The following is a 26,890-nucleotide window of genomic DNA, read 5'->3' on the forward strand; positions in this document are numbered from 1 at the left end:
CCCAGCTCTGTTTCCAGAGGCTTGCGGAAAATGCTCCAGGAATAGACGGTTCCCAGGCAAAGAAGAACCAGGAGCCCCAGGAGGATAAAAAGCCATCTCCCTCCATAGGCTGGTTGTCTATACAAAGTAATGGGGGATCCAACCCTTTTCATGGGTATTTGGAGCTTGTTAGCTTGTGGGGGCGTGGGGTAGCTAAGCCCCGCACTGTAACCGTAGCATCAGTGTCGGGATACAGATACCCCCACATGGTGTATGATGGGGGTAGTTGTACAAAACGGCGTTGCCGGAATCTGGTACAACTACGCGGTAGGGCATTCCGTGTCTGCGCGTGGAGGGTTCTTGCGAAGGCTCCCCGATGAAGCGCGAAGCCCACGCTGTACCTGTAGGGTCAGCGATGGGAGTATGTCACAGCTGAGTTCAACCCATTCTCTCAGCCCTTTCGAGGATGAGCCGATAGGAATAGAATTGCTTGAATTGTTCAGCCAACCGTTGGCTAGAGGCGTTTGGCCTCTACTGTCTTGGGCAGAGACAAAGGCTCCGGCAGCTCCGGGATGGACAATTCCCAACCGTTGCTCAAGGTGAAAATGGTTTCCCCGGCCTCTGAACGGGTGGCCACAACCGATTCTTCCAGATCTTTTTTGGGAACGTAGACCATCAAATGCCCGTAGGCACTTTCGTGCAGGATGACTTTCATAGCCCTTTCTCCACAAGTTCCAGCTCTTGGGCACGGCACCCCACCACCAAGCCTTTGGCCAAGCAGTGGACGGCATAGACGTAAAACCGTTGTAGAAAGGTGCCAATGGAAATCACGTAACCTTCGTCGCCCGGAACGGCCAAGATTTTCCCCACCGGCTGGCCGAAGAAGGTGCCATCGTTGCGGATGACCTTACGGATGCGGACTTTGTCGCCCAGCTCAAATTGGGGAGGGCGATCCAGCTCCAGTTCGTCGCTCATGGGGTACCTCCTGTGATTTCTGCCAACACCTGACAAAGCTCTTGGCGGGTTAGGCTGCGGCCTACTTGGCGCGCCCGTCGAGACACGGCTGCCAAAATGGCCTGAGATTTGGAAGTTTCCTTTCCGGACAAGCGGTTAGACAACATCGGGATGGCTCTCCTCTGGGATGGGTTCTGGAGTGTGTTGCGCCCATTGCGTCAGCGTTGCGCGGCAATAACGGGCCAGTTCCGCCGGTGGGATCGGATGCTTGCAGTGGGTGACGTGCTGCCGCACCTGTTCCAGGAGCTTTTCCAGTTGGCCAGGTGGGATCTGCTCGACAGGGATCCCCTGTTCCTTGAGGATCTGGAGCAGCAAATGCCTGCCGGAGTGTTTGCCCAACACCAGCCGCCGCTGGCTGCCTACCGCCTCTGGCGGGAAAGGCTCATAGGTCTGGGGATCCCGCAGCACTCCCGCCGCATGAATGCCCGACTCGTGGGCAAAGGCGTTGTCACCGACGATGGCCTTCCAGGGAGGTAGGGGAGCACCGCTGGCCCGCGCCACCTGTTGAGACAGCTCCCGCAAACGGCGGGTATCCACCCCAACATCGATCCCCAAGGTGCAGCGCAGAGCCATCACCACCTCTTCCAGGGGGGCGTTGCCGGCTCGTTCCCCCAGGCCGTTGACGGTGGTGTTCACCGACTGAGCGCCGGCGCGGATCCCGGCTAAGGCATTGGCAGTGGCCATGCCCAGGTCGTCGTGGGTATGCATCTCCACAGGGATATCGATGGCCCGCACCAGACGGCGAATCTGCTTGTAGGTGCTAAAAGGATCCAAAACGCCCACCGTATCGCAGTAGCGGAAGCGCCGACAGCCCCAGCTTTGGGCCATTTGGGCCAACTCGATCACCTGCTCCAGGGGGGTGCGGCTGGCATCTTCTGCCCCCACCGAGACCCACAGCCCTTGCTCCAAGGCCATCTCCACGCATTGGCGCAACTGTCGCAGCAGCCGAGGGCGATCCCCTTGGAACTTGGCAGCGATTTGCCGATCCGAGACCGGCACGGAGATGTGGATCCGCTTGAGGCCGCAACGAATAGAGGCGAGGATATCGCTGGGCACAGCCCGGTTCCACCCCAGCAGGTGGGCCCGCAGCCCCAGGCTGAGCATGGCGCGAATGGCTTCCGTTTCCACGGCGCCCATGGCCGGGATCCCCACCTCGATCTCGGGCACGCCAATGGCATCCAAGAGGGCAGCAATGGAGATTTTCTCGGGGATTTGGAAGGCTACCCCTGCCGCTTGCTCCCCATCGCGTAGGGTGGTGTCGTTGATGGTGATAGAGGAATTCATGGGATCCATCCTCCAAGACCTACGGCCCGCCTAGGCAATCGGTAACCGTCGATGGTGCTCCGCACCGCTAGCGGGACCCCGGTTGCGTCAGGGCAATCATGTCCAGGGTAGAAAGCTCAACCAAGTTGCCGCAGAATTCATCAGATTCCTGTAAGGCTTGGCTGTTCCTCTCAGCGGGGTGGAGTCTTTGGAGCAGGGGATCCTTGACAAAGTCCGACAAAGTCCGGCCTTTGGGATCCCGCTGCTCTGGCCATCAACGAATTAAGTCGAAGGAGATGTCGGTTTTGCCGGGGATGATGCTGCGCCGATCTGCCTCATCCAGAAGGGTGTTGACCAGCCAGTTAAGGAGGTTGAGCGCCCCCACATAGCCATAGGTGGGGTAGCGGTGCAGGTGGTGGCGGTCGAAGATGGGGTAGCCGATGCGCACCAAAGGCGTGCCCGTATCCCGCCACAGGTATTTGCCGTAGGAATTGCCGATCAGCAGATCCACCGGCTCGGTGAACATCAGAGAGCGCAGATGCCAGAGATCCTTGCCCCCCCAGACGGTTGCCCCCTGTCCATAGGGACTGGAGGCCAGCAGTGCCCGCGCCTCGGCTTCGAACTCCTCGTTGCTGTTGGTCACCACCACATGGATCGGCTCCGCTCCCAGCTCCAGCAACAGGCTGAGCAAGCCCATCACCAGATCCGGATCCCCATACAGGGCTACCCGCTTGCCGTGGATCCAGGCTTGGGAGTCCGTGAAAGCATCCACCGCCCGGCCCCGCTCGATCTCCAGCTCGGCGGGAATGGGCTTGCCCGTTAACTGGGATAGCTGCATCAAAAACTCATCCGTGCCCCGAATACCCACTGGCCGCGCCGTCAGGGTGGGCCGACCCGAGGCCTCTGCTAGAAACTCCAGGGTCTTGGGCGTGGTGTAGCGCTGGAAGGAAAAAGTAGCCTCGGCGTTGAGGCATTGGGCAGCCGCCTCCAAAGGGGTTCCTCCGGGATACATGTGGAAAGTGCCGTCGTTGGGCGAATCCAAATAGTCGGAGTTGTCCGCCAGCAGGGTCAGCGGGATCCCAAATAAGCCGAAGATGCGCTTGATCTCCCGCAAGTTGCCCATGTAGGTATCGAAACCGGGGATGACGTTGATGTGGCCATTGCTACCCGTGCGGCCCACCGGCTCGGTGAGGGTGCTGAGAATGCTCTTGAGCATGTTGTCGTAGCCGGTGATGTGGGATCCCACAAAGCTTGGCGTGTGGGCATAGGGCACCGGGAAGTTGTGGGGAATAACTCCCTCATTTCTGGCCGTGGTGATGAAGGCTCCCAGGTCATCCCCGATCACCTCCGCCATGCAGGTGGTGCACACGGCGATCATCTTGGGCTTGTAGAGGGCGTAGGCATTTTCCAGTCCCTCGATTAGGTTTTTGAGGCCGCCAAACACCGCCGCATCTTCCGTCATCGAGGTGGAGACCGCCGAAAAGGGCTCCTTAAAGTGGCGGGTGAGATGGGTGCGAAAATAGGCCACGCACCCCTGGGATCCATGGACGAAGGGCAAAGTTCCCTCGAAGCCGACAGCGGCGAAGATGGCCCCCAAGGGTTGGCAGGCTTTGGCGGGGTTTACCGTCAGGGCCTCCCGTTGAAAGTTTTTCTCCCGGTATTCCCAAGATTTTGTCCATTCGGCCACCCGGGCCACTTCTTCCGGGGAAGGGAGATCTTCAAAGGTTTGCTTGCACTGCAGAAGCGCCTGATATTCCGGATCTTGAAACAGGCGGGCGTGATCTTTGATGTCTTGGATATCTTGCGGCATGGTCGGTCTCCTAATGAGGGGCAGGGGAAGGAAGGGCCGTTGGCGTCTGGGATCCCGGCGGCAAGCTAAGACTTCCAGGGGGCTTTGACCAGATCCCAGGTGGGGCTATTCAAAGCCAAATCCATATCGCGAGCGAACACGGCAAAGCCGTCGTAGCCGTGGTAGGGGCCGGAGTAGTCCCAAGAGTGCATCTGGCGGAAGGGCAAAGCCATCTTTTGAAAGACGTACTTCTCCTTGATGCCGGAGGCGATGAGATCTGGCTTCAACCTCTTGGCAAATTCTTCAAACTCGTAGCCGGACACGTCATCGTAGATGAGGGTGCCGTCGTCGATGTACTGGGTGGTGCGCTTGTAGTCGTCGCCGTGGCCGAATTCGTAGCCGGTGGCAATCACCTCCATGCCCAGCTCCCGGAAGGCCGGGATGACGTGGCGGGGCCGCAGTCCGCCCACCATCAGCATCACCCGCTTGCCCTCCAGGCGGGGACGGTACTTGGCAATGATGGCCTCGCTCTGGGGCTTGTACTTGGCGATCACCTGCTCCGCCTTGGCCTGAATGGTCTCGTCGAACCGCTGGGCGATGGCCCGCAGCGACTTGGCAATTTGGGTAGGGCCAAAGAAATTGAACTCCAGCCAGGGGATCCCGTAGGCTTCCTCCATGTGGCGGCAGATGTAGTTCATGGAGCGGTAGCAGTGGATGAGATTCAGCTTCACCCGAGGGGCAAGCAGCATCTCGTTCCAGGTGCCATCGCCGGAGAACTGGGTCACCACCCGCAGGCCCATCTCTTCCAGCAAAATCCGGGAAGACCAGGCGTCGCCGCCGATGTTGTAGTCCCCAATCAGGGCCACATCATAAGGGCCGGGCTCAAAGTTGAGGGATCCCTCCTTGGCTTTCTTGTCGGCAATGGGCAGAACCCAGTCCCGCACCGTATCGTTGGCGATGTGGTGGCCCAGGGACTGGGAGACCCCCCGAAAGCCTTCGCAGCGCACCGGTACCACCGGCTTGCCAATTTCTTTGGAAACTCTCTTGGCCACCGCCTCGATGTCATCCCCAATTAGGCCAACGGGGCATTCGGACTGGATGGTAATGCCTTTGGCCAAGGGGAAGAGTTCGCTGGCTTCCACCAAGAGTTTGGCCAGTTTTTTGTCCCCCCCAAACACCACATCCCGCTCCTGGAAATCAGAGGTGAACTGCATGGTGCCGAAGGTGTTCACCCCGGTGATTCCCACGTAGTAATTGCGCCGTCCCGACCAGGAGTAGTAGCCGCAGCCCACGGGGCCGTGGCTGAGGTGGATCATGTCTTTGACCGGCCCCCACACCACTCCTTTGGAACCGGCGTAAGCACAGCCGCGGGTGGTCATGACGCCGGGGATCGACTTGATGTTGGACTTTACTCCGCAATCTGCTTTGCCCTCGTCATAGACGTTGAGGTGCTTAGCTCTCTTTTTCTGAGCTTTTTCGGGGTAGGTTTCCAGAACCTCCGTTACGATTTTCCGGGTTTCCTCTTTGAGGGTACTTTTCAGAGTAGTCATGAGAACCTCAGCTATTGGGTGTCATGGATAAAAGCCACAGTGCGAAGGGGGGCTGAGGGAGGAAACCAGCTACCCCCAGCCCGTCTTTTCGGGGATCAGACAGGGGCCAGCTCTTTTTCGGTTTTGCCGATGAGGTGGGCGATTTTCTGGTCGTCGTCCAAAACGCCGAACTCTATCAACAACTGCTCCAGCTCATCCATAGAGATGGGGGTGGGGATCCTCAGATCCGTGTTGTTGATGATTTTTTTGGCCAAGGCCCGATACTCGTCAGCTTGGTTGCAGTCGGGGGAGTACTCGATCACCGTCATGCGGCGCAATTCCGCGTGCTGAACCACGTTGTCGCGGGGGATGAAATGCAGCATTTTGGTGTTCAGCTTTTCGGCCAGAGCTTCGATCAGCTCGATCTCGCGATCCACTTTGCGGCTATTGCAGATCAAGCCACCCAAGCGCACGCCGCCAGAGTAGGCGTATTTCAGCACGCCGCGGGCGATGTTGTTGGCCGCATACATGGCCATCATTTCGCCGGAGCAAACAATGTAGATCTCTTGGGCCTTGCCCTCCCGAATGGGCATGGCAAAACCGCCGCAGACCACGTCCCCCAGCACGTCGTAGCAGACAAAGTCCAGATCCTCGTAGGCACCGTTTTCTTCCAAGAAATTGATGGCGGTGATGATGCCTCGTCCGGCACAGCCAACACCAGGCTCGGGGCCACCGGATTCCACGCAGCGCACCCCTCTGTAGCCGGTGAGCACCACCTCTTCCAGCTCCACGTCTTCTACGGATCCCCGCTCAGCCGCCAGGTGAAGGACGGTGGTCTGGGCTTTGCAGTGCAACATGAGGCGGGTGGAATCGGCTTTCGGGTCGCAGCCGACGATCATGATCCGCTGTCCCAATTCGGCCATACCGGCAACGGTATTCTGACAGGTGGTGGATTTGCCGATACCGCCTTTGCCGTAGAATGCAATTTGTCTCATGGTTCAGTTCTCCTAATGAAGACTTGAGGAAAGACTTGGGGGCGACTTAAGGGTTAGAAATCTCTTGCCAATGGGCGCAACTGGTCGCATTAGCGAGACGGGATCCTTACTGCAAAGGATTTCAGCTCGCGGGAAGGCAGCCTTGGATCCCTTGGAATCCAAAAGCAAACCGGTTGAACGGTGGGGCTCTCCCGAATCGAGGCAGGAGATGGGGGAAGCGACGGGGAGTAACAGTGGGGCAGATCATAGGGCTCTCAGGCTTATCGAGAATGGGGAACTAGAGGGCATGCACGGTTAAGGTGGGCCACACCTGTTCTTGCAGGCGGGTTTCGATGAGCAACCGCAGCGTGTTTTGCTGGCTGGGGCAGGTGGTGCAGGATCCCTTGAGGCGTACCCACACCTGATCCCCTTCCAGGTCGTACAGCTCCACATCGCCGCCATCGGCCAACAGCAGCGGGCGAACTTCCTCCTCCAGGACGGCCTGAATGCGGGCGATCTTTTGCAAGGTGGTGAGGGGAGAGGGAGCAGCGGGAGAGGGCTCTGTCTGGTTTTGGGAGTTCCCTTTTGAATTTCTTGAATCTTCTGAAGGGGTTGCGTCAGTCTCGGCCAGAACGGCGGCGATCAGGTCTTCAATCTGGGCCAGGCAGGAACCACAGCCACCACCCGCTTTGCTGTAGGCTGTTACTTCCTCAGCGGAGGTGAGGTGGTTTTCCCGGATCAAGCGGCGGATCTTTTGCTCGCTGACGCCAAAGCAGGAGCAGACCAAAGCGCTGTCATCATCCGTGTGGTCAGGCAGAGGAAGGCCGCGATAGCTGTAGATGGCTGCCTCCAGAGCCTCTTGCCCCATCACCGAGCAGTGCATCTTGGCGGGGGGCAGGCCGCCTAGGTAGTCAGCGATTTGGCGGTTGTCAATCCGCAGGGCTTCATCCAGAGTGAGGCCGGTGATTAGCTCCGTCAGGGCCGAGGAAGAGGCAATGGCGCTGGTGCAGCCGAAGGTTTGGAAGCTGGCAGCCAAGATGCGCTCGCTGGCCTCGTCCACCTTTAAGTAGAGCCGCAGGGCATCGCCACAGGTGATGCTGCCCACTTCTCCCACCACCACCCGAACACCAGGCTCGGAGCTGGGATCCATCGCCCCTTGGTTTTTGGGGTGGTAGAAGAGTTCCAAAACTTTTTCGCTGTAGTCCCACATGGCTGGATCCTGAGTTGAGGATGCGAACGGTCGAGGGAAGATGAGTTTGAGGGGGGTCAGCGGCGAGCCAGTTCCCGCTCCTGCTGTTGCAGCCAGTCTTCCGCCTCGTGGCTGAAGGGGGAGATGGCCCGCAAATGCTCGATGATCCCCGGCAAAACCTCCAGCACCCGCTCCACCTCTGCCGGCTGGGTAAAGCGAGAGAGGCTGAAGCGGATTGAGCCGTGCAAAACGGTGTAGGGCAGGCCCATGGCCCGCAGCACATGGGAGGGCTCCAGGGATCCGGAAGTGCAGGCGGAGCCGGAGGAGGCGCAGATGCCGTATTTGTTCAGCCAGAAGAGGATCGCTTCCCCTTCCACGAACTTGAAGCCCAAGTTGGTGGTGTTGGGCAGCCGCTGAGTGGGGTGGCCGTTAACCTGGACATCCGGGATCCGCTGTAGCAAGCCCTGCTCCAAGCGATCCCGCAGCAGCCGCTCATGGGGATCCCCGAGGTGGGCTTGGGCCAGCTCAGCCGCTTTGCCCAGAGCGATGATGCCCGGCACATTTTCCGTCCCGGCGCGGCGGCCTCGCTCCTGATGCCCTCCCAGCAGCAACGGACGGAAGCGCAAGCCCCGCCGCACATAGAGAGCGCCGATCCCCTTGGGGGCATGCAGCTTGTGCCCGGAAAGGGTGAGGAGATCCACCGGCAGGCGCTGCAGATCGAGAGGGATCTTGCCCACCGCCTGTACTGCGTCCACATGGACAACAGCCCCATAGCTGCGAGCCAGGGATCCCACCGCCTCGATGGGGAAAAGCACGCCCGTCTCGTTGTTGGCGGCCATGCAGCTCACCAGGGCAGTATCGCCGGTCAGGGCTGCTTCCAACTCCAGCAAGTCCAGGCAGCCTTGCTCATCCACCGAGAGGTAGGTGACGCGGTAGCCTTGTTTTTCCAGGTGCTTGCAGACGTTGAGCACCGAGGCGTGCTCTACCTGCGTGGTGATGATGTGGCGCTTCTGGGGTTGGGCTGCCAAGGCTGCATAAATGGCCGTGGTGTTGCCTTCGGTGCCGCCACTGGTGAAGACAATCTCCGTCGGGTCGGCTCCCAGAAGGGCTGCCACCTGTTCGCGGGCTTGGTTGAGGGCACGCCCCACCTGGCCGCCAAAACTGTGCATCGAGGAGGGGTTGCCGTAGAAGGTCTGCAAATAGGGCAGCATCGCCTCCAGAACCAGGGGATCCACGGCGGTGGTGGCGTTGTTGTCCAGGTAGATCACGGGGTTCATACAGGCTCCGAATCGATACAAGGTAGGGGTTGGGCAACGTTAAACGGCTTGCGGAGCGTGGGAATGGCACTGCTTTGGGCAAATGCGAGCGCAAGCCTGACAGCCGATGCAGAGGGCGGCATTGAGGATGGTCATCACTTTGCGCTCACTTTCTTCTTCCTCTTCGTTGTCGACAAACTCGCCGTCTTCGTTGAGGGCTCTGAGGGCGAACACACCCCGGCCACAGACCTTGAGGCAACGGCTACAGCCGAGGCAGCGGGTGATATCCAGGCTTTCGATAAACTGTGGGATCCAGGGCAGTCCGCCTTTGGTGAGAGCAGTTACAGTAGCCATAGCCAAGCTCCAAAGCGAGATTTTTAGGATCGGGGAGATTTGCTGTCCAAGGTCTGGTTGACCAACCAGGTGCGGTAAAACTTGAGGGCCACCGTTTCGATGAGGTCGTAGTCTTCCACCACTTCGATGCCGGCCTCGCGGATGCGCTTCATGGGGCAATCGCCGATCTTGGAGACCAATACAGCTCGGCAATCCCGGATGAGATCCAGAATTTGCTCTAGGTTGTTGTCCTCGCCGGATCCCCCGTGGCAGTACTGCGGAACCTTGCGGTGGCCGACAAACTGCGCCCCACGGGCGTTGACCTCGTAGATCAAAAACTCCCGTGCATGGCCGAAGTGGCGATTGACCAGGCCGCCGCCTTTGCTGGCTACGGCCACCAGGATGGAGGGGCTGTCGGGAGGCAGGTCGGCTGTCCAGTGGGTCGGGGCTGCCTGCTGCTGAGCTTGCAGTTGGGCAATGCTTGCCTGTACCTGGCGGCGTTTTTCGGGGTCGTACTCGGGGGTCATCTGCATAAAGCGCTCCTTGGTGAACTCTTGGCTGCGGTCTTCCCCCAGAAGGCCCACCGCGTCCGCCCGACACTGGCGACAGTGGCGCATCATCCGCATGTTGCCGGAGCACCGATCTTGCAGGGCTTTCAACTCCTGAGGGGTGGGGCCCCGCTGGCCGATAAGGCCGAAGTAGGTGCCGTGTTCAGGCGCCGAGATCAGGGGCATGATGTTGTGCAAGAAAGCCCCTTTCTCCTGGATCACCCGGTTCACTTCCAAGAGGTGGGTGTCGTTGATGCCGGGAATGAGAACGGAGTTGACTTTGCAGAGGATGTCTGCCTCCCGCAGCAGATCCAGGCTTTCCATCTGCCGTTCGTGCAGGATGCGGGCTGCCTCCACCCCTCGAATGCGCTTGCGTCGCCAGCGGATCCAGGGGTAGATCCTGGCTCCGATCTCTGGATCCACCATGTTGATGGTCAGGGTGACGTGGTCGATGTTCAGCCGTTTGATCTCGTCGATGTAGTCCGGCAACATCAGGCCGTTGGTGGAAAGGCAAAGCTTGAGATCCGGAGCTTTCTCGGCGATGCGGGCAAAGGTCTCGAAGGTTTGCTTGGGGTTGGCCAAGGGATCCCCAGGCCCAGCAATGCCCACCACCGTCAGTTGCGGGATCTTGCCGGCAATCACCAGCACTTTGTGGGCGGCTTCCGCCGGGGTAAGCAGCTCGCTGACCACACCGGGCCGGCTCTCGTTGGCACAGTCGAACTTGCGGTTGCAGTAGTTGCACTGGATGTTGCAGGCGGGGGCTACCGCCACGTGCATGCGGGCGTAGTGATGGTGAGCTGCTTCGCTGTAGCAGGGATGGGTGGCGATGCGCTGCTGCAGATGAGGGGGGAGGGCCTGGCGGGGGCTGCTGCTGCAAGCGCAGGCCGATGGGGAAGGGGATCCCTGGCGGGGCGGAGTTGAAAGGGGCAGCATGGCGGGGTCAACCAGGGGATAGAACGTTACTGGCGGTTATATCAACTGCCCTCTGGCTGCTCCGTTGCACTCAGCACCGGTAGAACTGATCGAGTTTATTGGCTTTGTACTCAAGACCTGCAAAGCCCGATGGCAGGCCGAATCCAACTTTTTTTAGGGGTCGAGGGTCTGGTTTTTCAAGGCCGGGGATGCCGTATTTTGACCCAAAGGGGCGGGGGATCCGGCTGTGGGGAGGATCCCCGGAATCCCTGATTCGACAAGGGCTTGGGGCAATGCTTAAGAAATACTAAAAATCTGCTCAGATGCACTCAAGCGCCGCAGCCTCGGCTGCGTTTTGCATCAATTGCTACGATTTAATATCGTATCAGCCCAAAAGTGTATTGAAAATAGCCGTTTGAGTTTGAGGAAAGATCCCCCTGGGGCAAAGTCCTCGCCAAGGAAGTGAAGACTATTGCGGCGGCAGGCCGTCGGACTTTCTTGTTGTGACAGGGGGGATGTACTCGCTCAAATACCCATACCCTTCCCCAAAAATACCGGATCCCTGCGGGCAAAAGACTCAACCCCCTGCCCTCAGAAAAACTTTTTTTGCCCTCTGGGCCAAGCTTCCAGGGTTTGAGTACATCGGCAATAACTCAATCAATCCTGATCGCCCGCTGCCAAGCCTGAGCCACCGCAGCCGCTTGCTATAAGCGGGGGATATAAGCGGGGGAACAGAACCCCAACGGTTCTGCCCCTCTGTTGAGACTCGCCCCCTGCTTCCCAACCGGTGAGCTTATGTCCCCCCTTGTTTCTCCCCCACCGAAAACGGCTGAAGTGCTGCAGGTGCCCCGTTGCGATCGCTGGCGGATTCTCTACCGTCTGCAGGAGCTGGATTTGACCTGTGGCTGTACCCCGACCGGCCAACTGTGGGTGATGATTCGCACCCCCACCGAAGCCCTCCTCGTCCACAGTGTGCTCCGCCTTTTCGCCCTTGACCGCTCTGGCTGGCTGAGTTGGTTGGATCGCTGCTGGTCTCTCCAGACCTGGGATCCCCCTGAGAGATCTGCAGGAGGGGATGACCACCCCTGAACCTCTGCCGTTTGCCTTCTTGCTTCTCCTGTTCACCTCGTTTTGGTAGCGCCAATGACCACTCCATCCCCCTCAACTCGCTCCTTCCAACAAGTCCGAGACAACCCCGTTCACCTGGGACGGGAGATCACGGTTCCCATCTGCGAGGGCCTCAACCTGGCTTGGGCCAGTCTTCAGGGGCTGTATTTGCAGTATCTGAAGCACCATCTGGTTGTCGAAGGAGCAGAGTTCTACTCAATTCACCAATTTTTCAACGAAAGTCTACAGGAAGTTCAGAACCACGCCCATGAGGTGGGGGAGCGCCTGAACGGCCTGGGTGGGATCCCGGCCTCCAGCTTTGCCAAGCTGGCGGAGCTGTGCTGCTTCAGCCCAGAAGGGGACGATGCGTTGGCTGTGCGGCCCATGCTGGAAGCGGATTTGCGGGCCGAGCAAAGCCTAATCGATCTGCTGCGTCGCCAGGCGGCTCTGGCGGAAAGTGTTGGGGATCGCGCCACCCGTCACCTCTACGAGCAGATTTTGCTGCGGACGGAAGAACGGGCCTTTCACCTGGCCCACTTTCTGGCTGCCGACAGCTTGGTTTTGGGCTTGTCCCCATCCTAGCTTGCCCATCTACGCCCACCCCTCGTTTTGGGAGACTCTGCCATGCTTACCCCCGATCGGGCGCCGCTGCTGCAGTTTTTGCAAGTTGAGCTTGGGATCCCGGAATCCGCCCTCACCTTCGCCCTGAAACGGCATGGGTGTGAACAGGGCCCTTTGCCCATGATTCTTTGGCATTACGGGCTGATTTCCTTGGAGCAACTGGAGCAGATTTTTGAATGGTGTGCTCCCCCTCCTCTTGTTACCAATTCTACCCATTCGGAGGTTTAAGCCATGACTTATCCCTACCCTTCTCTTCCCTTTCCCAGAGTCGGCAACCCTTTGGGATGGCTCGGCCTGGTTTTGAACTCAATTTTCAGATCCGCCCTGAAGTGGCCACGCCGCTGGCTCAACAGCATTGAAATTCGCGGATCCCGGCAGGCCCGTTGGATTTGTCGTTTGATCCCGGCTTCCTGTCCCTTTGAGCGGGATATCCGACTGGGATCCCGCACCGTCCACATTCCGGCCCTCTGTCGCATCAACCCCCTCTACGAGGAGATCATCGCCCTGCGGCTACGGGCGGCGGCTTATCTGGCCGAAGCTGCGGTTCAACCCCAGCCCCCCTCTTCTCAGGAGATCCCATCATGCCCATGATCAGCCGAACCAAAGTGGCGGAGCTGCTCAACGAGACCGCCTGCGAGCACAACCACAAGAAAGACGGCAAAGGCAAAAACAAAGTCTGTGCCGAGCAAGCCAAGCCAGGAGGAGCGCAGGGAGGCTGTGCCTTTGACGGGGCTTCGATTGCCCTGGTGCCGATCGCCGATGCCGCCCATCTAGTACATGGGCCAATCGCCTGCAGCGGCAACTCTTGGGGGACGCGGGGCAGCCTCTCTTCTGGCCCCCAGCTTTATCGGGTGGGCTTCACCACCGATCTGAGCGAGAACGAGATCATCTTCGGGGGGGAGGAAAAGCTGTTCCAGGCCATCCTTGACTTGCAGGCCAAATACCAGCCTGCCGCCATTTTTGTCTATCTCACTTGTGTAACTGCCCTCATTGGCGACGATGTGGAGGCCGTGTGTCAGCGGGCCAGCCGCCAGCTTGGGATCCCGGTCATTCCGGTGAATGCGCCCGGCTTTGTGGGCAGCAAAAACCTAGGCAACCGTCTGGCCGGAGAAGCCCTGCTGGACTATGTTATCGGCACCGCCTCCCCGGAGTACACCACTCCCCGCGACATTAACCTCATCGGCGAGTACAACATTGCCGGCGAGCTGTGGGATGTCTTGCCTCTGTTTGACGAGCTGGGGATCCGCATCTTGGCCAAGATCACCGGCGATGGCCGCTACCACGAGATCTGTACTGCCCACCGGGCCAAGCTGAACGTCCTCATCTGCGCCAAAGCCCTGCTCAATGTGGGCCGCAAGATGCAGGAGCGCTACGGGATCCCCTACATCGAGGCTTCCTTTTACGGGCTGCAGGAGATGAACCACTGCCTAAGGGCCATTGCCCAAGGGCTGAAGGATCCGCAACTGCAGGAGCGTACCGAGGCCCTCATCGAGCGAGAAACTCGCGCCGCTGAGGCGGCTTTGGCCCCCTACCGGCAGCGGCTGGCGGGCAAACGAGTTGTCCTTTATACCGGCGGCGTGAAAAGTTGGTCGATCATCTCTGCTGCCCGAGATCTGGGGATGCAGGTAACGGCCACCAGCACCCGCAAAAGCACCGAAGAAGACAAAGCCCGCATCCGCGAGCTGCTCGGCCAGGATGGCATTCTCTTGGACAAGGGCAGCCCTCAAGAGCTGCTCAAGGTGGTGGAGCGCACGAAAGCGGACTTGCTCATCGCCGGCGGACGCAACCAGTACACCGCCCTCAAGGCCCGCATCCCCTTTCTGGACATCAACCAGGAGCGGCACCACGCTTATGCCGGCTATCGCGGCCTGGTGAACTTGGCGCGGGAGATCGATGCCGCCCTCCACAGCCCCATCTGGGAGCAGTTGCGACGGCCTGCCCCCTGGGAGACTCCAGCCGAAGAGGAGGTGGGATGATGGCCCAGCTCATCCAAGAACGCAAGCCTCTCAGCGTCAACCCCCTCAAACTCAGCGCTCCGCTGGGAGCGGCCCTGGCCTTTCTGGGGATCAAGGGCTGTCTGCCGCTCTTCCACGGTTCCCAAGGCTGTACGGCCTTTGCCAAAGCGCTGCTGGTACGTCATTTCCGCGAGGCCATTCCCATGTCCACCACTGCCATGTCCGAAGTGGACACCATCTTGGGGGGGGAGGAGAATGTCGAAGCTGCCATCCTCACCTTGGTGGAGAAGGCCCAGCCGGAGCTAATCGGCCTCCTCACTACCGGCCTCACGGAAACCCGCGGGGACGATATGCCGCGCATCCTGCGGGAGCTGCGCCGACGCCAGCCGCAATTGCAGGATCTGCCCATCGTCTTGGCCTCCACGCCTGACTTTAAGGGATCCCTGCAGGACGGCTATGCCATCGCCGTCAACAGCTTGGTCAGCACCCTGCCGGAATCGCCGTCGGGATCCGTCCGCCCTGCCCAGGTAACGGTGCTGTGCGGGCCTGCCCTCACCCCCGCCGATGCCCAGGAGATCAAGGAAATGGTGGAAGCTTTTGGCCTGGAGCCAATCTTGGTGCCGGATCTCTCAGGCTCCCTAGATGGCCACTTGGGCACCGGCTTTAGGGCGACCCCAGACGGCGGCACCACCCTTGAGCAATTGCGCCAGCTCGGGCGTTCCGGCCTCACCATAGCTGTCGGCGAGAGCATGCGCCCTGCCGCTCAGATCCTGGCCCAGCGTTTCGGCACCCCCTATCGGGCTTTTCCCCACCTAACCGGCCTCAAGGCTGTGGATCCCTTTTTGGCAACCTTGGCCGACTACAGCCAACAGCCGGTGCCCCTGCGCTACCGCCGCCAGCGCAGCCAAGTCCAGGATGCCCTCCTGGACTGCCACTTTTTCTTCGGCAACCAGCGGATTGCCCTGGCCCTGGAAGCCGATCTGCTCTGGGGGTGGGTGGACTGGCTGCTGGATATGGGCTGCCAGATCCAAGCGGCCATCAGCCCCACACCGGATCCCCACTTGAGCACCCTTCCCATTGAGGCGGTGCGGGTGGGGGATCTGGGGGATCTGGAGGAGCTGGCACCCGGGGCCGACCTGCTGGTGGGCAACTCCCACGCGGCGCGCCTAGGCAAGCGGCTGGGGATCCCAGTGCATCGAATGGGGATCCCTATCTTCGACCGGCTGGGGGCCAACCACATCTGTCAGGTGGGCTATCGCGGCACCCTATCCCAACTGTTTGCCGTCGGCAACCTGCTGATGGAGCAGGAGGAAGCCCGTCACCCCAGCCCACCCCAGGTTTCTAGGCAGGGATTCTAAGGGATCCAGAGCTTCGAAGGGCAGCCCAAGTGCCCCTAGCTCCCCCAAACCCTCAAGTTCACGTTTCTAAGGAGAACCCTCATGCAAGTGGCCTTTACAACCCGCGACGGCAAGCACGTCAACGCCCACTTTGGTTGGGCCAACCAGATTGACATCTACGAAGTCACCCCCGAAGGCTACCGCTTCTGCAAAACCCTTACCTTTGGGGGCAACTTGGAGGCAGACGGCAACGAGGACAAGCTGGTGCCCAAGCTGCAGGCTTTGGCCGATGTCACCCTCATCTACGTGGCTGCCATTGGCAGCAGTGCCGCTGCCCGCCTGATCAACCGCCGCATCACCCCCATCAAAGTGCAGTCGGAAGAAGAACCCATCGAGAGCTTGCTGCAGCGCCTGGTATCCACCCTGCACAACCCTCCCCCCTGGCTGCGCAAAGTGCTCTTGGCCGAGCGCGCCCGCAAAGCCGAAGCCCCAAATCCCTCTACTTCCCCTGCGGAGGTTTAGCCATGACGGTTACCCCTCTTTCCCCCTCGACCAGCCCCATCTTGCAAGAGATCGTTCGCCAGATGCGGGCGGCGGATCCCTACGGCACCTACCGCGCCTGGAGTGATGAGTTGCTGCTCAAGCCCTTTGTCGTCACCAAAGCCCAAAAACGCCAGATATCCCTCGAAGGGGAGGTGGATCCCGGGGTGCGGAGCCGCATTCTCATCTACTACCGCGCCATTGCCGCCCTGATTGAAAAGGAAACGGGCCTCCTAGCTCAGGTGGTGCTGGATCTCAACAGCGAAGGCTTTGGTTGGGTGCTGGTCTTCTCAGGGCGGTTGTTGTTGGTGGTCAACACCCTGCGGGATGCCCATCGCTTTGGCTTTGACTCCCTCGAACAGCTCAGCGAAAAAGCCACTGCCCTTATCGACAAAGGGATCCAACTGGCCCGAACCTACCCTGAGGTGGGCCGACTGTAGCCGCTTGTCTCCGTCCCGGCAGCCATTTTTTCTTCTTTTTCTTCAGCAATTAGGAGTGCCTTGCCCATGTTGAATGAGAGTGACGTTGAGAATGTTGTGAACGACCTGGATTTCGAGCCCTTCGAACACCTGTCTGCCGACCAGCTCCGCAGCGAGATCAAACGCCTAAACAGCAAAGCAGGCCAACTGAAAATGGATCTGCACGATCTGGCCGAGGGGCTACCCGACGGGTTCGAGCGACTCCCCGACTTGGCAGCCCGCACCTATGCCCTGTTTGCCCGGCTGCACACCCTCAGACAACGCTTGAAAACCCTGGAGACCTGCCGATGAGTTGGAACCGCAACCGCCGTTGGAAAGACTTCCAAGCCCTAGTCAATGCCGAGGATTATTTCGCTTTTTTCGAGCTCCCCTACGATCCGCGGGTGGTCAATGTAAATCGCTTGCATATCCTACGCAAATTCGCTCAGTATCTGGCTCCTCTGGAGCACTTCCAGGGCAGCGAAGAAGAATGGCTGGAGCAAGCCCGGCAAGCGCTGGAAAAAGCGTATCAAACCTTTCTCACTTCTACCCCGCAGCAGGAGAAGCTCTTCCGAGTCTTTCAAGACTATGGTTGTCCGGATCCCGTTGGCGGCTGTGCCGGCTGCAGCTCTTCGGGAGAGCGGGGCGAATGCAGCCCTGGGATCCCTGCCTAAGCTCCCTTGTTTACCCCTCGTCAACTCTCTGGAGATCTCATCATGGCTACCTACACAGTTCACTTGGTTAACCCAAAACGACGGCTCGACACCTATATCTCAGTAGATGAAGATTCGACCATCCTAGAAGCGGCTGAGGATCAAGATGTGGATTTGCCCTCTTCCTGCCGCTCCGGTAGTTGTTCCTCTTGCGTGGCCAAAGTGGTAGAAGGAGAAGTCGATCAATCGGAGCAAACCTTTCTGGATGAGGAGCAAATAGCCAAAGGATTTGTGCTGCTCTGCGTGGCTAAACCTCGCTCCAATTGTACGATTCGCACTCACCAGGAAGCTTACTTGGTTTGATAGACGGCTGCTCTCCAGTTGCTCGCCGATAGGCTTAAGCAGCCTTTTTTCTATTTTTTTCTAGAATTAGGGATCCCTATATGTTGGCACCGCCCACCGTCCCTAAGATCTCAATAACCATATCTCCTCTCCAACTCATGAAGGTTGGAGAAGAAGGTCGCATCTACCAACTGCGCGGATCCGAAGCTGCTTGCGCCCAATTGCAGCAAATGGGTCTCACTCCAGGTACCTATCTCCAGGTTATCCAACGTCACCCTGAGTGGATCCTACTCCTACCCAGTGGCCAACTTTCCCTTCCTGCTCATTTAGCTAAACCCATCTGGGTTTACATGGATCCCCGTTGCACCCTAGCGCCTCCCCAAGAACCGAATAAGAAAACAATCTTAAATTTGCCAAGAGCCTTCTAAAATGTAGTCTATTTACCCAATTTTTAACCTGTAATGAGGGACACTCAAAGTAAGGGAAGCTCATCTCTTCATAACCTATCTTGATTTGGGAGCAAAGCCATGAACACCTGTTTGCTACACCTGGGCTCCATCCTTAAAGCTGCTGAAGAGCTTAGCCTTGTGGAAAAGCCTTTCCCCAAGTTGCAACACATCCAACTCTGCACAGGACTAAGCCCAGAGGAAATCGTGCGGGCGCTGGAGCTAGAACCCAATCCCTTGGGTTGGCATCTGGAGCCAAGCCACAACCTGGCCGATGAATCGGCGTATTGGGTGGGCGGACGACCTTGTGTCGGCTTGGTTATTGAGCGTTTTGCCTGACACTTGCTGCAGTTCGGATCCCTAAAAGGCTCTCAAGGGGGGAGGAGTAGCCTGCAAAGCCATCTCAAAAGTTCACTGCAAACATTAGAAGTTAAGAGAAAACAAAGCTTTCCAGAAGGTTCACCCTAGACCAAATCTCCCTGGCCTGCCGGGGATCTTTTGAGGTATCGTTCAATCCAGTTCACGAATTGAGCTTAGGAAACAGACCTTAAACTAAGGTCTCTCGCCGGGCTGCCACGGCTTTGCGAGGAAGGTCTCCATGGCCGGGTTTAGGGTTTTGCAGATGCGATAGCAGGTGTGAACGAGGGAGAGCTACAGGGAAACGTTATGGAGTTTGAGGGCTATGGCTTATCAAATCTCAGGGGATTGTATCGGTTGCCACGCTTGCGTAGATAGCTGTCCTACAAAAGCTATCGTTGTCCAGGATGGGGAATACTGGATTAATCCTCTGTTGTGCAACGACTGCGAAGGTTTCTTCCCAGAACCTCAGTGCGTTAGCCTGTGTCCCGGTTCTGCCCCGCAGCCTTATGAAGCCATGAAGGGGCGCAACCGCACGGTCACGGCCCGCATTCGCAGCAGTCCACCTCTATTTTTGAACGGCCATAGCCAGGCTTTTGCTTCGTCAATTGTGGTCTGGGAAGCTTGCAATTTCCTATCTCAATTTCAATCTCTCAATCTGCAAAAGCAGGGAGATAACCAGGTTTGCTATCAGAAATCTGTTGGCCACAACCAGGGATCTCTGACCCTAACTCTATGTTTGGACGGGATCCCACAAAGTGCTCCGATCGATGTGCGAACTGCCTGTTTGCATCTTATTTTTGCTGCCTATGCCGCCGGGTTGGATAGCCCCTGGAAGGAATCCTTTGTTTTCACCGACTCACAATTGGAGTCCTATTTGGGCTGGGATAAACGTAAAGATCTGAGCAAGATGACCCGTCTCCACCTGTTCATGACCTGGATAGAGCAGCTCTGTCGGATTCAAGTCTCCATCGATTGGCCGGATCAGGGGCGGGTGAAGGGGTTTTCGGTACCGGCTGGCCCTCTGTGGAGGCTGCTCAAGATGCATCGCCACTTTCAAAAAGATGAGCAGGGCTGCAACCATCTGGTGGGCCTGACTTGGGCGATTCAGCCCGGCGAATGGACACGGTACTTTCTCAATCGACAAGGGTGCCGCCAGGGGCAAGCCTTTTATCAGTACAGCAGCCTGCCCCTATCCCTGCTGCAGGCCGTGATGAGCCATTGGCAACACCATGAAGGAGCCATGCGCCTGCTGCTGTGGCTGTTGTTCAAAGTGAGGATGGGGCGGCAACAGCGTCTGACGGTGCCCACCCTGATGCGAGTGGCCTACGGGGAAGAGCGACTGCAGGAAGCTTATCTCAATCTCCAAGAACGCAAACGGCTGGTGCGCACCTTTGAAAGCGATCTGGAGGTTCTCAACCACTACGGCCTCAAGCCGGAGTTCGATCCCCTCACCTATCCTTCTTCCATTCAACCCCTGTGGGCTCGCCTGGAAGCTGTGCCCGAGGATGCGGACGAGGCATTGAACTTTTGGATTGAAGATGCCAACAACGGTGGCTTGCTGACGGCTGCCGGGCCGCGGGGCAAGTGGGGACTCTTGATGCAGGCTCGCATTCAACGATTTCATCTGCCCTCCGACTGGCATCGTCAAGCAGTTCAAGAAGCCAGATCCCCGACCCGAGAATCGGGATCTCGGCGGCAGCGTAGGGCAAAGTCTGCGCCTGTTGCAACAGACTCGGATCTCCCTGGCCCTCCCGAAAACCCAAAAGACTTCCCCTCAAGCAAAGCTTTGCGTGGAGCGGATATCTCGGCGGCACGCCAGCAAAAGGGAATCAGCCAGCGGGAATTGGCCCAGAGGCTGGGGCGCAGCCAGAGCTGGGTGCGGGATGTAGAGAATGGGCGGCTTCAGATCAGCCTAAACGATCGCCAGCGCCTTATCAAAGCCCTGTATTTGGATCCCAGGCAACAGCAAGTCTAGGCCAGTCACTCAATTTGCTAATCCACCACTAATCCACGGCGATGACCACATCCGAGGCTTTGATGGCAGCATACGCTTCTTTCCCAACTGCTATGCCCAACCGTTCGGCAGAGTGCTTAGAAATAATGGCTGTTATTTCTATGCCTGGTGCAACTTCCAGAACAATTTCGGCATTGACCATGCCCACCTGGACACTTTTTACAGTTCCTTTAAACAAGTTGCGAGTGCTGATTTGCATGACTTCTCCTTTGTTGAACAAGCAGAGCAACAGGGGTGTTGACCGAACTGAACAAGAGAGGAGCTTGCCGGATGGTCATTCAACACCGGTTTCAATACTATCAGATGCTTATCGTTGCCTCTGGGGAGGAAGGGCTGCCAATAGTCTAGATTATGTATCCTGAAGATACAAACTGCAACCTCTAATGGTCAAAGTACCGAGCGATTGGTGGATTTTCCTGTTCTGAAAGTCGTCACGGGTCAAAGAAGAATGGCTATGAAACGAAGAACTGCAATGTTATTCCTGGGGATCCTAGCCGCTCTGGCTTTGAGGTGGGGGTCGGCTCCCGGCTTGGCGCAATCTCAGCCCATTTTGGTGGGGGCTGCGGTGAGCTTGCAACCGGCTTTAACGGAAATCGACCGGTTGTTCACCGCCCGCTATCCCGACATCAAGGTTGAGTACAACTTCGCCAATTCCGGCTCTCTCCAGCAACAGGTGGAGCAGGGGGCTCCTTTGGACGTGGTATTTTTCGCAGCCGCCTCTTTTATGGACGCCCTTGCCAAGCAAAACCTGCTGGTGGAGGGATCCCGGCGAGATCTTCTCAGCAACCGCATGGCTTTAATTGTGCCTGCCAATGCCAGAACCAAGGTTCAGGATTTTGCCGACTTGGTGGCGGAAGAGATCCGGGTTCTGTCCATTGGGGATCTGCAGGCCATGCCCGCCGGACGCTATGCCCAGGAAATTCTCACCGAGGCGGGGGTGTTTGAGACGCTGCGGCCCAAGATGGTGTTTGCCAGCACGGTGCGGGAAATCTTAACGGCGGTAGAACAGGGCAATGCTGACGCTGGGATCCTGTTTACCTCGGATGCTCAGCTTTCAAATCGGGTGCGAGTAGTGGCTACGGCGGATCCCATTACGCCAATTATCTACCCGGTGGCATTGGTGCGCGATACTCCCGCCGGACAGTCTTACTTGGAGTTTTTAACCTCAGAAGAAGCAGCAGAGGTGTTTGTGAAGTACGGCTTTATCCGCCTGTGAGGGATCCCTCTGCAATGGCGCGGATGAGTTACTCCAAATGAGCGACTACGACCTATCCCCGCTTTGGATCTCCCTACGGATTGCCGGCTTGGCCACAGCTATCACCTTTGGGGTGGGGACGCTGGCGGCTTACGGGATGTTGCACTACCGAGGTCGCTGGCGCTCTCTCATCGAGGCCCTCTTGTTGGCGCCGCTGGTGTTGCCGCCCACCATGGTGGGCTTCCTGTTGCTGCTGCTGTTTGGCCGGCGAACCCTTCTGGGACAACTTTTGGCCTCGCTGAACTTGTCGGTCATCTTCACCTGGTATGCCGGGGTGATCACGGCAGCGGTGGTGGCCCTGCCCCTGATGTACCGCACGGCCTTGGGAGCTTTCCAGCAGATCGACCCGACGCTGGTGGCGGCAGCCCGCACCCTGGGAGCAAGTAGGGCCAAGATTTTTACGCGGGTGCTGATCCCACTGGCCTTGCCGGGGATCCTAGCGGGGGTTACCCTCAGTTTTGCTCGCGCTCTGGGGGAGTTTGGCGCCACCTTGATGCTGGCAGGCAACATCCCAGGCCGCACGCAAACCCTGTCCATGGCCATCTTCTTTGCCGTTCAGGCGGGGGATATGCGGGGGGCGGCCATCAGCTCGGCCCTGGTCTTGGGGTTGTCCTTGGGGGTGATGACGGCAGTTAACCTTTGGTTTCAGCGACAGCCCTGGCAGCGACCTCCCTCTCGTCCTCTACAGGTTCTCACCAGAAGGGATCCGGATTTCTCAACTCCGGCCCCTCGCCTCTGGGTGGACATTGACAAGAAGCTGCCCCAGTTTGAGCTGCAGGCGCAACTGAGCTGCGACGGGCGGCCATTAGGACTGCTGGGGGCCTCTGGATCCGGCAAAAGCCTACTTTTGCGCTGCATTGCCGGGATCGAAACCCCGGATGGTGGGCGCATTTTGCTCAACGAGCGGGCGTTGTTTGACGCCGAACAGGGGATCCGGCTGCCTCCGGCTCAGCGGCGGGTGGGGGTGATCTTCCAGAACTACGCTCTGTTTCCCCATCTCACCGTCGCCCAGAACATCGCTTTTGGGATCCCTGCGGGCTTGAGCGAAGCGGAAAAACAAGAGCGGATCCAGGCCCAGCTGCGGTTGGTCAAGCTGAAGGGCTGGGAAAACCGCTATCCCACGGAGCTCTCCGGAGGACAGCAGCAGCGGGTGGCCCTGGCGCGAGCCTTGGCTTCTGAGCCGGAGATCTTGCTGCTGGATGAGCCTTTTTCTGCTTTGGATGCCCACCTGCGCAGCCAACTGGAGCAGGAGATGGGGGAAATCCTAGCGGGCTACAAGGGAGTCACGCTTTTGGTAACCCACAACATTGAGGAAGCCTTCCGCCTCTGCGGGGATCTGGCTGTAATGGAGCAGGGGCGAATCATTGCCCAGGGGGACAAGCGTCAGCTATTTGAGGCTCCCCCCTGCCTTAGTGTGGCGCAACTGACGGGTTGCAAAAACATCTCGCGGGCCAAGCTCCTGGGCCCTCAACGGGTGCTGGCCTTGGATTGGGGCTGTGAGCTGCAGGTACAGGGATCCCCAGCGGGAGAATACATCGCCATCCGCGCCCACCACCTCACCTTCAGGCCCGACGGGAAGCTGCCCAACACGTTTCCGGCTTGGCTGGTGAAGTGGAGCGAGACCCCCCACCGACTGACCCTCTTCTTTAGGCTGGGCGGTCCTCCTGCCCACCGCCAGGACTATCACCTGCAAGCTGAGGTGTGGCGGGAGCGCTGGCGCGAGGTGGAGACTTGGGGATCCCCCTGGTGGCTACAGTTGGATCCCCGGCATCTGAGGGTGTTTTGAGTCTGGAGCCCAGGAGTCAGGTGGGCTCGCCCAAGCGGTAGCCCCGCGGGGTAATCAGCCGCTCCCCATGGCGAAAGGTCTGGGAGTTGCCGATAAAGACCAGGGTGAGCATGTCCACCTGCTCTGGATCCAGCTCCCCTAGGGTGGTGAGGTGGAGGGTTTCGCCGGGGCGGTAGAGGTTGCGGGCCAAAGCCACGGGGGTATGGGCGGGTCGGGCCTGCAGAAAGATCTGTAGAGCCTTGAGGAAGGGATCCACCCGCTGCCGGGAGCGGGGGTTGTAAAGGGCCACCACAAAATCGGCAGCTGCAGCCGCCTGCAGGCGTTTTGCAATCACTGGCCAGGGGGTAAGCAGATCCGAGAGGGAAATGGCGCAGAAGTCGTGCATCAGCGGAGCCCCCAGCCGGGCAGCAGCCGCCTGGAAGGCAGAGATCCCCGGCAGCACCTCCAGAGAAGGGCGGATCCCATCCCAGCCAGAGCGGGCCAAGCACTCCAACACTAGCCCCGCCATGCCGTAAATGCCCGCATCCCCCGAAGAAATCACCGCCACCTTCAGCCCCTGCTGCGCCCAAGCGATGGCCTGTTTGGCCCGCTGCAGCTCTTGGGTAATGGGAGAGGCCTCCCAAATTTGGCCGGGGTGCAAAAGGGGGGCCACCAAGTCTAGATAAAGCTGGTAGCCAATCACCACCTCAGCTTGGGCTAAAGCCAGGCGGGCGGCCAAGGTCAATTGAGCGGGATCGCCGGGGCCGGTGCCAATAAGCCACAGATGGCCACTGCGAGGGGAATACTCCTGCGCCGCGCGGGCAATGGCCAGGGTGCAGGCCCCTTCGGTTTCTGACGTGAAGACCTGCTTGGGGCAGAGGAGGGTTGCTCCCCCAAAGGGCTCTACCTTCTCCGCAACACAGGATGGCCTCTCAGGAACCTTGTCACCTCTTCCCCAAGTCTGACAAGTCTGAGCTGCCAAGAGGGCAGCCGCCTCCGCTACCGAGGGAGTGCCCACCGCCTGCCGAACGGCCTCCGAAGGGTGGGGCACTGGGATCCCAGCCAAAGCCTCTGCCGGGAAAAACTCAATGGGCCAGCCGTGGGCCTGAGCCAGCTCCAAAAGACCCGGCTCGTCTTGCTTGAGCTCTAGGGTGGCCAGGCCGGCAATGGCCTCGAACGCCAGCCCCTGGGCCTGCAACAGGCGGCGCAGGGATCCCTCTAGCCAAGCGCGGGTGGTGCCCCGCTCGCAGCCCACCCCCACCCAGAGCACCCGCGGATGCCAGTGCACGGTTGGGATCCCCGTGGCAGGGGAGAGGTATTCCCCAATCCAGATCTGGGCAACGGGATGGGGAGGAGAGGAGGCCACTAGGGGATGATCTGCCGGCCAAGCTTGTCGCCAAAGCCGCGTGCCGCAGGTCTGGTGAACGGCCACCGGCTCTCCCCGCGTCAAGGCGGCTGCCACCCCGTTCCAATCTCCAGCGCCCCGCCGCCAGCCGTAGGGATCCCCCAGCAAATCCAAAGGCGGGATCCCCAGCCCCTCGGAAGCAGAGGTGAGAACCGGCTGGGCTCCCAAGGTAGCGGCCACCTGCCGCGCCAGGGCATCGGCCCCCCCCACATGTCCCCCGCACAGGCTAATAGCCCAGCGACCGGCTTCGTCCACCACCACCACCGCTGGATCCCGCTGCTTGTCCTGCAGGAGAGGGGCAATGAGCCGCACCACCGACCCTGCGGCCAAGATGAAGAGACAGCCCTGCACCTGGGGCCAGGTTTGGGCAACGGCTTCTGCTAGGGAGCCTGGCGCTGTGGGATGGCTGGGATCCCCGTAAGCCTGCCAGGGGGAGGGCAGCCCCTGCGGGTCAGCTTTGCTCCAGCAGCTCACCTCCTTGCCCAAGAGCGGGATCAGAGAGTTGGCCAACCGGCGGGCGCGCGGGCTGGGGGCAAACAGAGCAAGCTTCATCGAGCGTGGGCCAAGGCCAGGATTCTCCCCGGATCCTATACTGGACATAGAGCCACCCGCGAAGGGACAAGTGCCGATGGTCATCCCACCTGGACTGATGCTGCCCCTAATCCCCCTGGAGGTTTTGCTCTCCACGAAGGGGCTGATGTTTTTGCTGCTATCGGCCTATGGGGGGGCCATGTGGACATTCTTAAGCGGCGCTCCCCGCGTCCACACCATCATCGTGCCGGACTTGGAGCAGGCCAGAGGGTTTTACGAGAAGGTGTTGAAACTGCCGGAAGCGGAGCTGCCCCTGCAGTACTACTACGGCTACGAGCAAAGCATGGTCGGCTACAGCCTAGGATCCGCTTACTTTCCAGGGGATATTGGCCTCAGTCCCCGCTTCGATGCCAAAGCCCGTCCCACCTCTGGGCCCACCCAATTGGATACCCCCGGACTTTGGTACCAACTCTCCGACAATGTTCAATTGCACGTGATCCCTGGCTCTACAGATCCCTATGCGGGGTCCGGTTCCTACGGCAACGCCTCTAGGCCTAGCTCCTCATCTGCTTCTGCTTACGGGACTGTACCGGCAGCGGGCCGCAGCAGCGGCGTTCGCTATCGCCATGTCAGCTATGAGCGGGAGTCCCTTAAGGCCCTTCTGAAGCGAATCAACAAACAAGGGATCCGCAACAGCATTCGCTCCGAGAAGCCCTTCGTCTTTTGGGTGCGGGATCACCAGGGTCAGATTATCGAATTTGCCGAACTGAAAGGCTGACGGGATCCCCTAAGATTGATAAAGGAAAGCCAAAAGTCGGCAGCGGGGGGATGCCAACGATGAAACGGGTGCTGCTGTTGGTGCTGGGCTTGCTGTGGCTTGGGGTGTGGGGCGGCCAGCCGACCATAGCTCTATCGCGGGCCAAAGACAATCCGGTGGTGAGCGTGCAATCCCCAGCCAAGGACTTCATCACCACCGAGTCGGGATTGCAATACTACGATATTGCTCAAGGCAGTGGGCCTTCGCCTCAGCCGGGGCAAACGGTGGTGGTCAACTACGTGGGCAAGCTACAGGATGGCACCATCTTCGATAGCTCCTACAGGCGCAATCAGCCTTTTATCTTCACCTACGGAGTGGGCCAAGTCATCCGCGGTTGGGAGGAAGGGCTGGCCACCATGCGAGTGGGGGGCAAGCGGTACTTGCGCATTCCGCCGGAGTTGGCCTATGGCAGCCGCGGCGCCGGCGGCGTGATCCCCCCCAATGCCACCTTGGATTTTGAAGTGGAGCTCCTGGCCATCCAGTAGATTCAGATCTTGC

30 protein-coding genes are annotated in these 26,890 nt (G+C 59.2%); 18 read left to right on the forward strand and 12 right to left on the reverse strand.

The window, feature by feature from the left end:
• Nucleotides 1–493 precede the first annotated feature (493 nt).
• The 10 genes from nifT to nifB form a co-directional block, all read right to left on the reverse strand.
• On the reverse strand, nucleotides 494–694 hold the full coding sequence (gene nifT / locus NW829_RS02645; protein ID WP_011430645.1) for a putative nitrogen fixation protein NifT: 201 nt from the start codon (nucleotides 692–694) through the stop codon (nucleotides 494–496).
• On the reverse strand, nucleotides 691–954 hold the full coding sequence (locus NW829_RS02650) for a nitrogen fixation protein NifZ (RefSeq protein ID WP_011430646.1): 264 nt from the start codon (nucleotides 952–954) through the stop codon (nucleotides 691–693). Before NW829_RS02650 ends, nifT begins: the two co-directional genes overlap by 4 nt.
• Nucleotides 955–1,089: 135 nt before the next feature.
• Nucleotides 1,090–2,277 (reverse strand): homocitrate synthase, encoded by a 1,188-nt coding sequence (gene nifV, locus NW829_RS02655; protein ID WP_011432084.1) that lies wholly within the window; start codon nucleotides 2,275–2,277, stop codon nucleotides 1,090–1,092.
• A 253-nt stretch (nucleotides 2,278–2,530) separates the two neighbouring features.
• The gene (gene nifK / locus NW829_RS02660; RefSeq protein ID WP_414416370.1) at nucleotides 2,531–4,066 is read right to left on the reverse strand and encodes a nitrogenase molybdenum-iron protein subunit beta; all 1,536 of its coding nucleotides are present in this window, start codon (nucleotides 4,064–4,066) and stop codon (nucleotides 2,531–2,533) included.
• A gap of 65 nt (nucleotides 4,067–4,131) precedes the next feature.
• Nucleotides 4,132–5,595, reverse strand: a complete 1,464-nt coding sequence (nifD, locus tag NW829_RS02665; protein WP_011432082.1) for a nitrogenase molybdenum-iron protein alpha chain — start codon at nucleotides 5,593–5,595, stop codon at nucleotides 4,132–4,134.
• Between the two features lie 95 nt (nucleotides 5,596–5,690).
• The gene (gene nifH / locus NW829_RS02670) at nucleotides 5,691–6,569 is read right to left on the reverse strand and encodes a nitrogenase iron protein (protein ID WP_011430651.1); all 879 of its coding nucleotides are present in this window, start codon (nucleotides 6,567–6,569) and stop codon (nucleotides 5,691–5,693) included.
• 277 nt (nucleotides 6,570–6,846) lie between these two features.
• Entirely contained in the window at nucleotides 6,847–7,758 is a 912-nt protein-coding gene (gene nifU, locus NW829_RS02675) for a Fe-S cluster assembly protein NifU (protein WP_414355673.1), read from the reverse strand.
• Nucleotides 7,759–7,814: 56 nt separating this feature from the next.
• On the reverse strand, nucleotides 7,815–9,014 hold the full coding sequence (nifS, locus tag NW829_RS02680) for a cysteine desulfurase NifS (protein ID WP_414373896.1): 1,200 nt from the start codon (nucleotides 9,012–9,014) through the stop codon (nucleotides 7,815–7,817).
• Between the two features lie 39 nt (nucleotides 9,015–9,053).
• The gene (gene fdxB, locus NW829_RS02685) at nucleotides 9,054–9,347 is read right to left on the reverse strand and encodes a ferredoxin III, nif-specific (protein ID WP_414332069.1); all 294 of its coding nucleotides are present in this window, start codon (nucleotides 9,345–9,347) and stop codon (nucleotides 9,054–9,056) included.
• A 23-nt stretch (nucleotides 9,348–9,370) separates the two neighbouring features.
• Nucleotides 9,371–10,807, reverse strand: coding sequence for a nitrogenase cofactor biosynthesis protein NifB (nifB, locus tag NW829_RS02690; RefSeq protein WP_414416371.1), 1,437 nt, complete (start codon nucleotides 10,805–10,807; stop codon nucleotides 9,371–9,373).
• A gap of 774 nt (nucleotides 10,808–11,581) precedes the next feature.
• Here nifB and NW829_RS02695 point away from each other — a divergent pair.
• The 14 genes from NW829_RS02695 (at nucleotide 11,582) to NW829_RS02760 (ending at nucleotide 20,580) form a co-directional block, all read left to right on the forward strand.
• The gene (locus tag NW829_RS02695; protein WP_414416372.1) at nucleotides 11,582–11,875 is read left to right on the forward strand and encodes an Asr1405/Asl0597 family protein; all 294 of its coding nucleotides are present in this window, start codon (nucleotides 11,582–11,584) and stop codon (nucleotides 11,873–11,875) included.
• 54 nt (nucleotides 11,876–11,929) lie between these two features.
• On the forward strand, nucleotides 11,930–12,475 hold the full coding sequence (locus tag NW829_RS02700; RefSeq protein WP_011432075.1) for a ferritin-like domain-containing protein: 546 nt from the start codon (nucleotides 11,930–11,932) through the stop codon (nucleotides 12,473–12,475).
• A 42-nt stretch (nucleotides 12,476–12,517) separates the two neighbouring features.
• Nucleotides 12,518–12,742, forward strand: coding sequence for a DUF2949 domain-containing protein (locus NW829_RS02705; protein WP_011430659.1), 225 nt, complete (start codon nucleotides 12,518–12,520; stop codon nucleotides 12,740–12,742).
• Between the two features lie 3 nt (nucleotides 12,743–12,745).
• Nucleotides 12,746–13,105: a Mo-dependent nitrogenase C-terminal domain-containing protein gene (locus NW829_RS02710; protein ID WP_414416373.1), complete on the forward strand. Its 360-nt coding sequence runs from the start codon at nucleotides 12,746–12,748 to the stop codon at nucleotides 13,103–13,105.
• Nucleotides 13,096–14,490 carry a nitrogenase iron-molybdenum cofactor biosynthesis protein NifE gene (gene nifE / locus NW829_RS02715; protein WP_414416374.1) on the forward strand — a complete coding sequence of 465 codons (1,395 nt, stop codon included), beginning with the start codon at nucleotides 13,096–13,098 and terminating at the stop codon, nucleotides 14,488–14,490. The genes NW829_RS02710 and nifE overlap by 10 nt, the downstream gene beginning before the upstream one ends.
• A complete protein-coding gene (gene nifN, locus NW829_RS02720) occupies nucleotides 14,490–15,827 on the forward strand; it encodes a nitrogenase iron-molybdenum cofactor biosynthesis protein NifN (protein ID WP_414416375.1) in 1,338 nt (445 codons plus the stop codon). Before nifE ends, nifN begins: the two co-directional genes overlap by 1 nt.
• An 81-nt stretch (nucleotides 15,828–15,908) precedes the next feature.
• Entirely contained in the window at nucleotides 15,909–16,328 is a 420-nt protein-coding gene (gene nifX / locus NW829_RS02725) for a nitrogen fixation protein NifX (protein ID WP_414412560.1), read from the forward strand.
• 2 nt (nucleotides 16,329–16,330) lie between these two features.
• Nucleotides 16,331–16,786 carry a NifX-associated nitrogen fixation protein gene (locus tag NW829_RS02730; protein ID WP_011432071.1) on the forward strand — a complete coding sequence of 152 codons (456 nt, stop codon included), beginning with the start codon at nucleotides 16,331–16,333 and terminating at the stop codon, nucleotides 16,784–16,786.
• Between the two features lie 66 nt (nucleotides 16,787–16,852).
• A complete protein-coding gene (locus NW829_RS02735; protein ID WP_414416376.1) occupies nucleotides 16,853–17,116 on the forward strand; it encodes a CCE_0567 family metalloprotein in 264 nt (87 codons plus the stop codon).
• Nucleotides 17,113–17,478, forward strand: a complete 366-nt coding sequence (gene nifW / locus NW829_RS02740) for a nitrogenase-stabilizing/protective protein NifW (protein ID WP_099883832.1) — start codon at nucleotides 17,113–17,115, stop codon at nucleotides 17,476–17,478. Before NW829_RS02735 ends, nifW begins: the two co-directional genes overlap by 4 nt.
• A gap of 42 nt (nucleotides 17,479–17,520) precedes the next feature.
• A complete protein-coding gene (locus NW829_RS02745; protein WP_099813376.1) occupies nucleotides 17,521–17,820 on the forward strand; it encodes a 2Fe-2S iron-sulfur cluster-binding protein in 300 nt (99 codons plus the stop codon).
• A gap of 137 nt (nucleotides 17,821–17,957) precedes the next feature.
• Nucleotides 17,958–18,227 carry a ferrous iron transport protein A gene (locus NW829_RS02750; protein ID WP_414390678.1) on the forward strand — a complete coding sequence of 90 codons (270 nt, stop codon included), beginning with the start codon at nucleotides 17,958–17,960 and terminating at the stop codon, nucleotides 18,225–18,227.
• A 99-nt stretch (nucleotides 18,228–18,326) separates the two neighbouring features.
• Nucleotides 18,327–18,584: a hypothetical protein gene (locus NW829_RS02755; protein WP_011430669.1), complete on the forward strand. Its 258-nt coding sequence runs from the start codon at nucleotides 18,327–18,329 to the stop codon at nucleotides 18,582–18,584.
• Between the two features lie 343 nt (nucleotides 18,585–18,927).
• A complete protein-coding gene (locus NW829_RS02760; RefSeq protein ID WP_414416377.1) occupies nucleotides 18,928–20,580 on the forward strand; it encodes a helix-turn-helix domain-containing protein in 1,653 nt (550 codons plus the stop codon).
• A gap of 28 nt (nucleotides 20,581–20,608) precedes the next feature.
• Here the strand turns inward: NW829_RS02760 and NW829_RS02765 are convergent, their stop codons facing one another.
• On the reverse strand, nucleotides 20,609–20,818 hold the full coding sequence (locus NW829_RS02765) for a TOBE domain-containing protein (protein ID WP_099813094.1): 210 nt from the start codon (nucleotides 20,816–20,818) through the stop codon (nucleotides 20,609–20,611).
• A 255-nt stretch (nucleotides 20,819–21,073) separates the two neighbouring features.
• Here NW829_RS02765 and modA point away from each other — a divergent pair, with 255 nt between their 5' ends.
• Nucleotides 21,074–21,835 carry a molybdate ABC transporter substrate-binding protein gene (gene modA / locus NW829_RS02770; RefSeq protein ID WP_414416378.1) on the forward strand — a complete coding sequence of 254 codons (762 nt, stop codon included), beginning with the start codon at nucleotides 21,074–21,076 and terminating at the stop codon, nucleotides 21,833–21,835.
• 37 nt (nucleotides 21,836–21,872) lie between these two features.
• Complete coding sequence (gene modB, locus NW829_RS02775) at nucleotides 21,873–23,660, forward strand: molybdate ABC transporter permease subunit (RefSeq protein ID WP_414416379.1); 1,788 nt, start codon at nucleotides 21,873–21,875, stop codon at nucleotides 23,658–23,660.
• Between the two features lie 16 nt (nucleotides 23,661–23,676).
• On the opposite strand, the gene cobJ is transcribed toward modB, so the two are convergent.
• Nucleotides 23,677–25,596: a precorrin-3B C(17)-methyltransferase gene (gene cobJ / locus NW829_RS02780; RefSeq protein ID WP_414416380.1), complete on the reverse strand. Its 1,920-nt coding sequence runs from the start codon at nucleotides 25,594–25,596 to the stop codon at nucleotides 23,677–23,679.
• A 97-nt stretch (nucleotides 25,597–25,693) separates the two neighbouring features.
• Between cobJ and NW829_RS02785 the strand changes: the two genes are divergently transcribed.
• Together NW829_RS02785 and NW829_RS02790 are read left to right on the forward strand one after the other, a co-directional pair.
• Nucleotides 25,694–26,353 (forward strand): hypothetical protein, encoded by a 660-nt coding sequence (locus NW829_RS02785; protein ID WP_238376855.1) that lies wholly within the window; start codon nucleotides 25,694–25,696, stop codon nucleotides 26,351–26,353.
• Nucleotides 26,354–26,412: 59 nt separating this feature from the next.
• Nucleotides 26,413–26,877: an FKBP-type peptidyl-prolyl cis-trans isomerase gene (locus tag NW829_RS02790; RefSeq protein ID WP_414416381.1), complete on the forward strand. Its 465-nt coding sequence runs from the start codon at nucleotides 26,413–26,415 to the stop codon at nucleotides 26,875–26,877.
• The last annotated feature ends 13 nt before the right edge of the window (nucleotides 26,878–26,890 follow it).

This window comes from Synechococcus sp. R55.8, assembly GCF_047461895.1.
Taxonomy (GTDB): domain Bacteria; phylum Cyanobacteriota; class Cyanobacteriia; order Thermostichales; family Thermostichaceae; genus Thermostichus.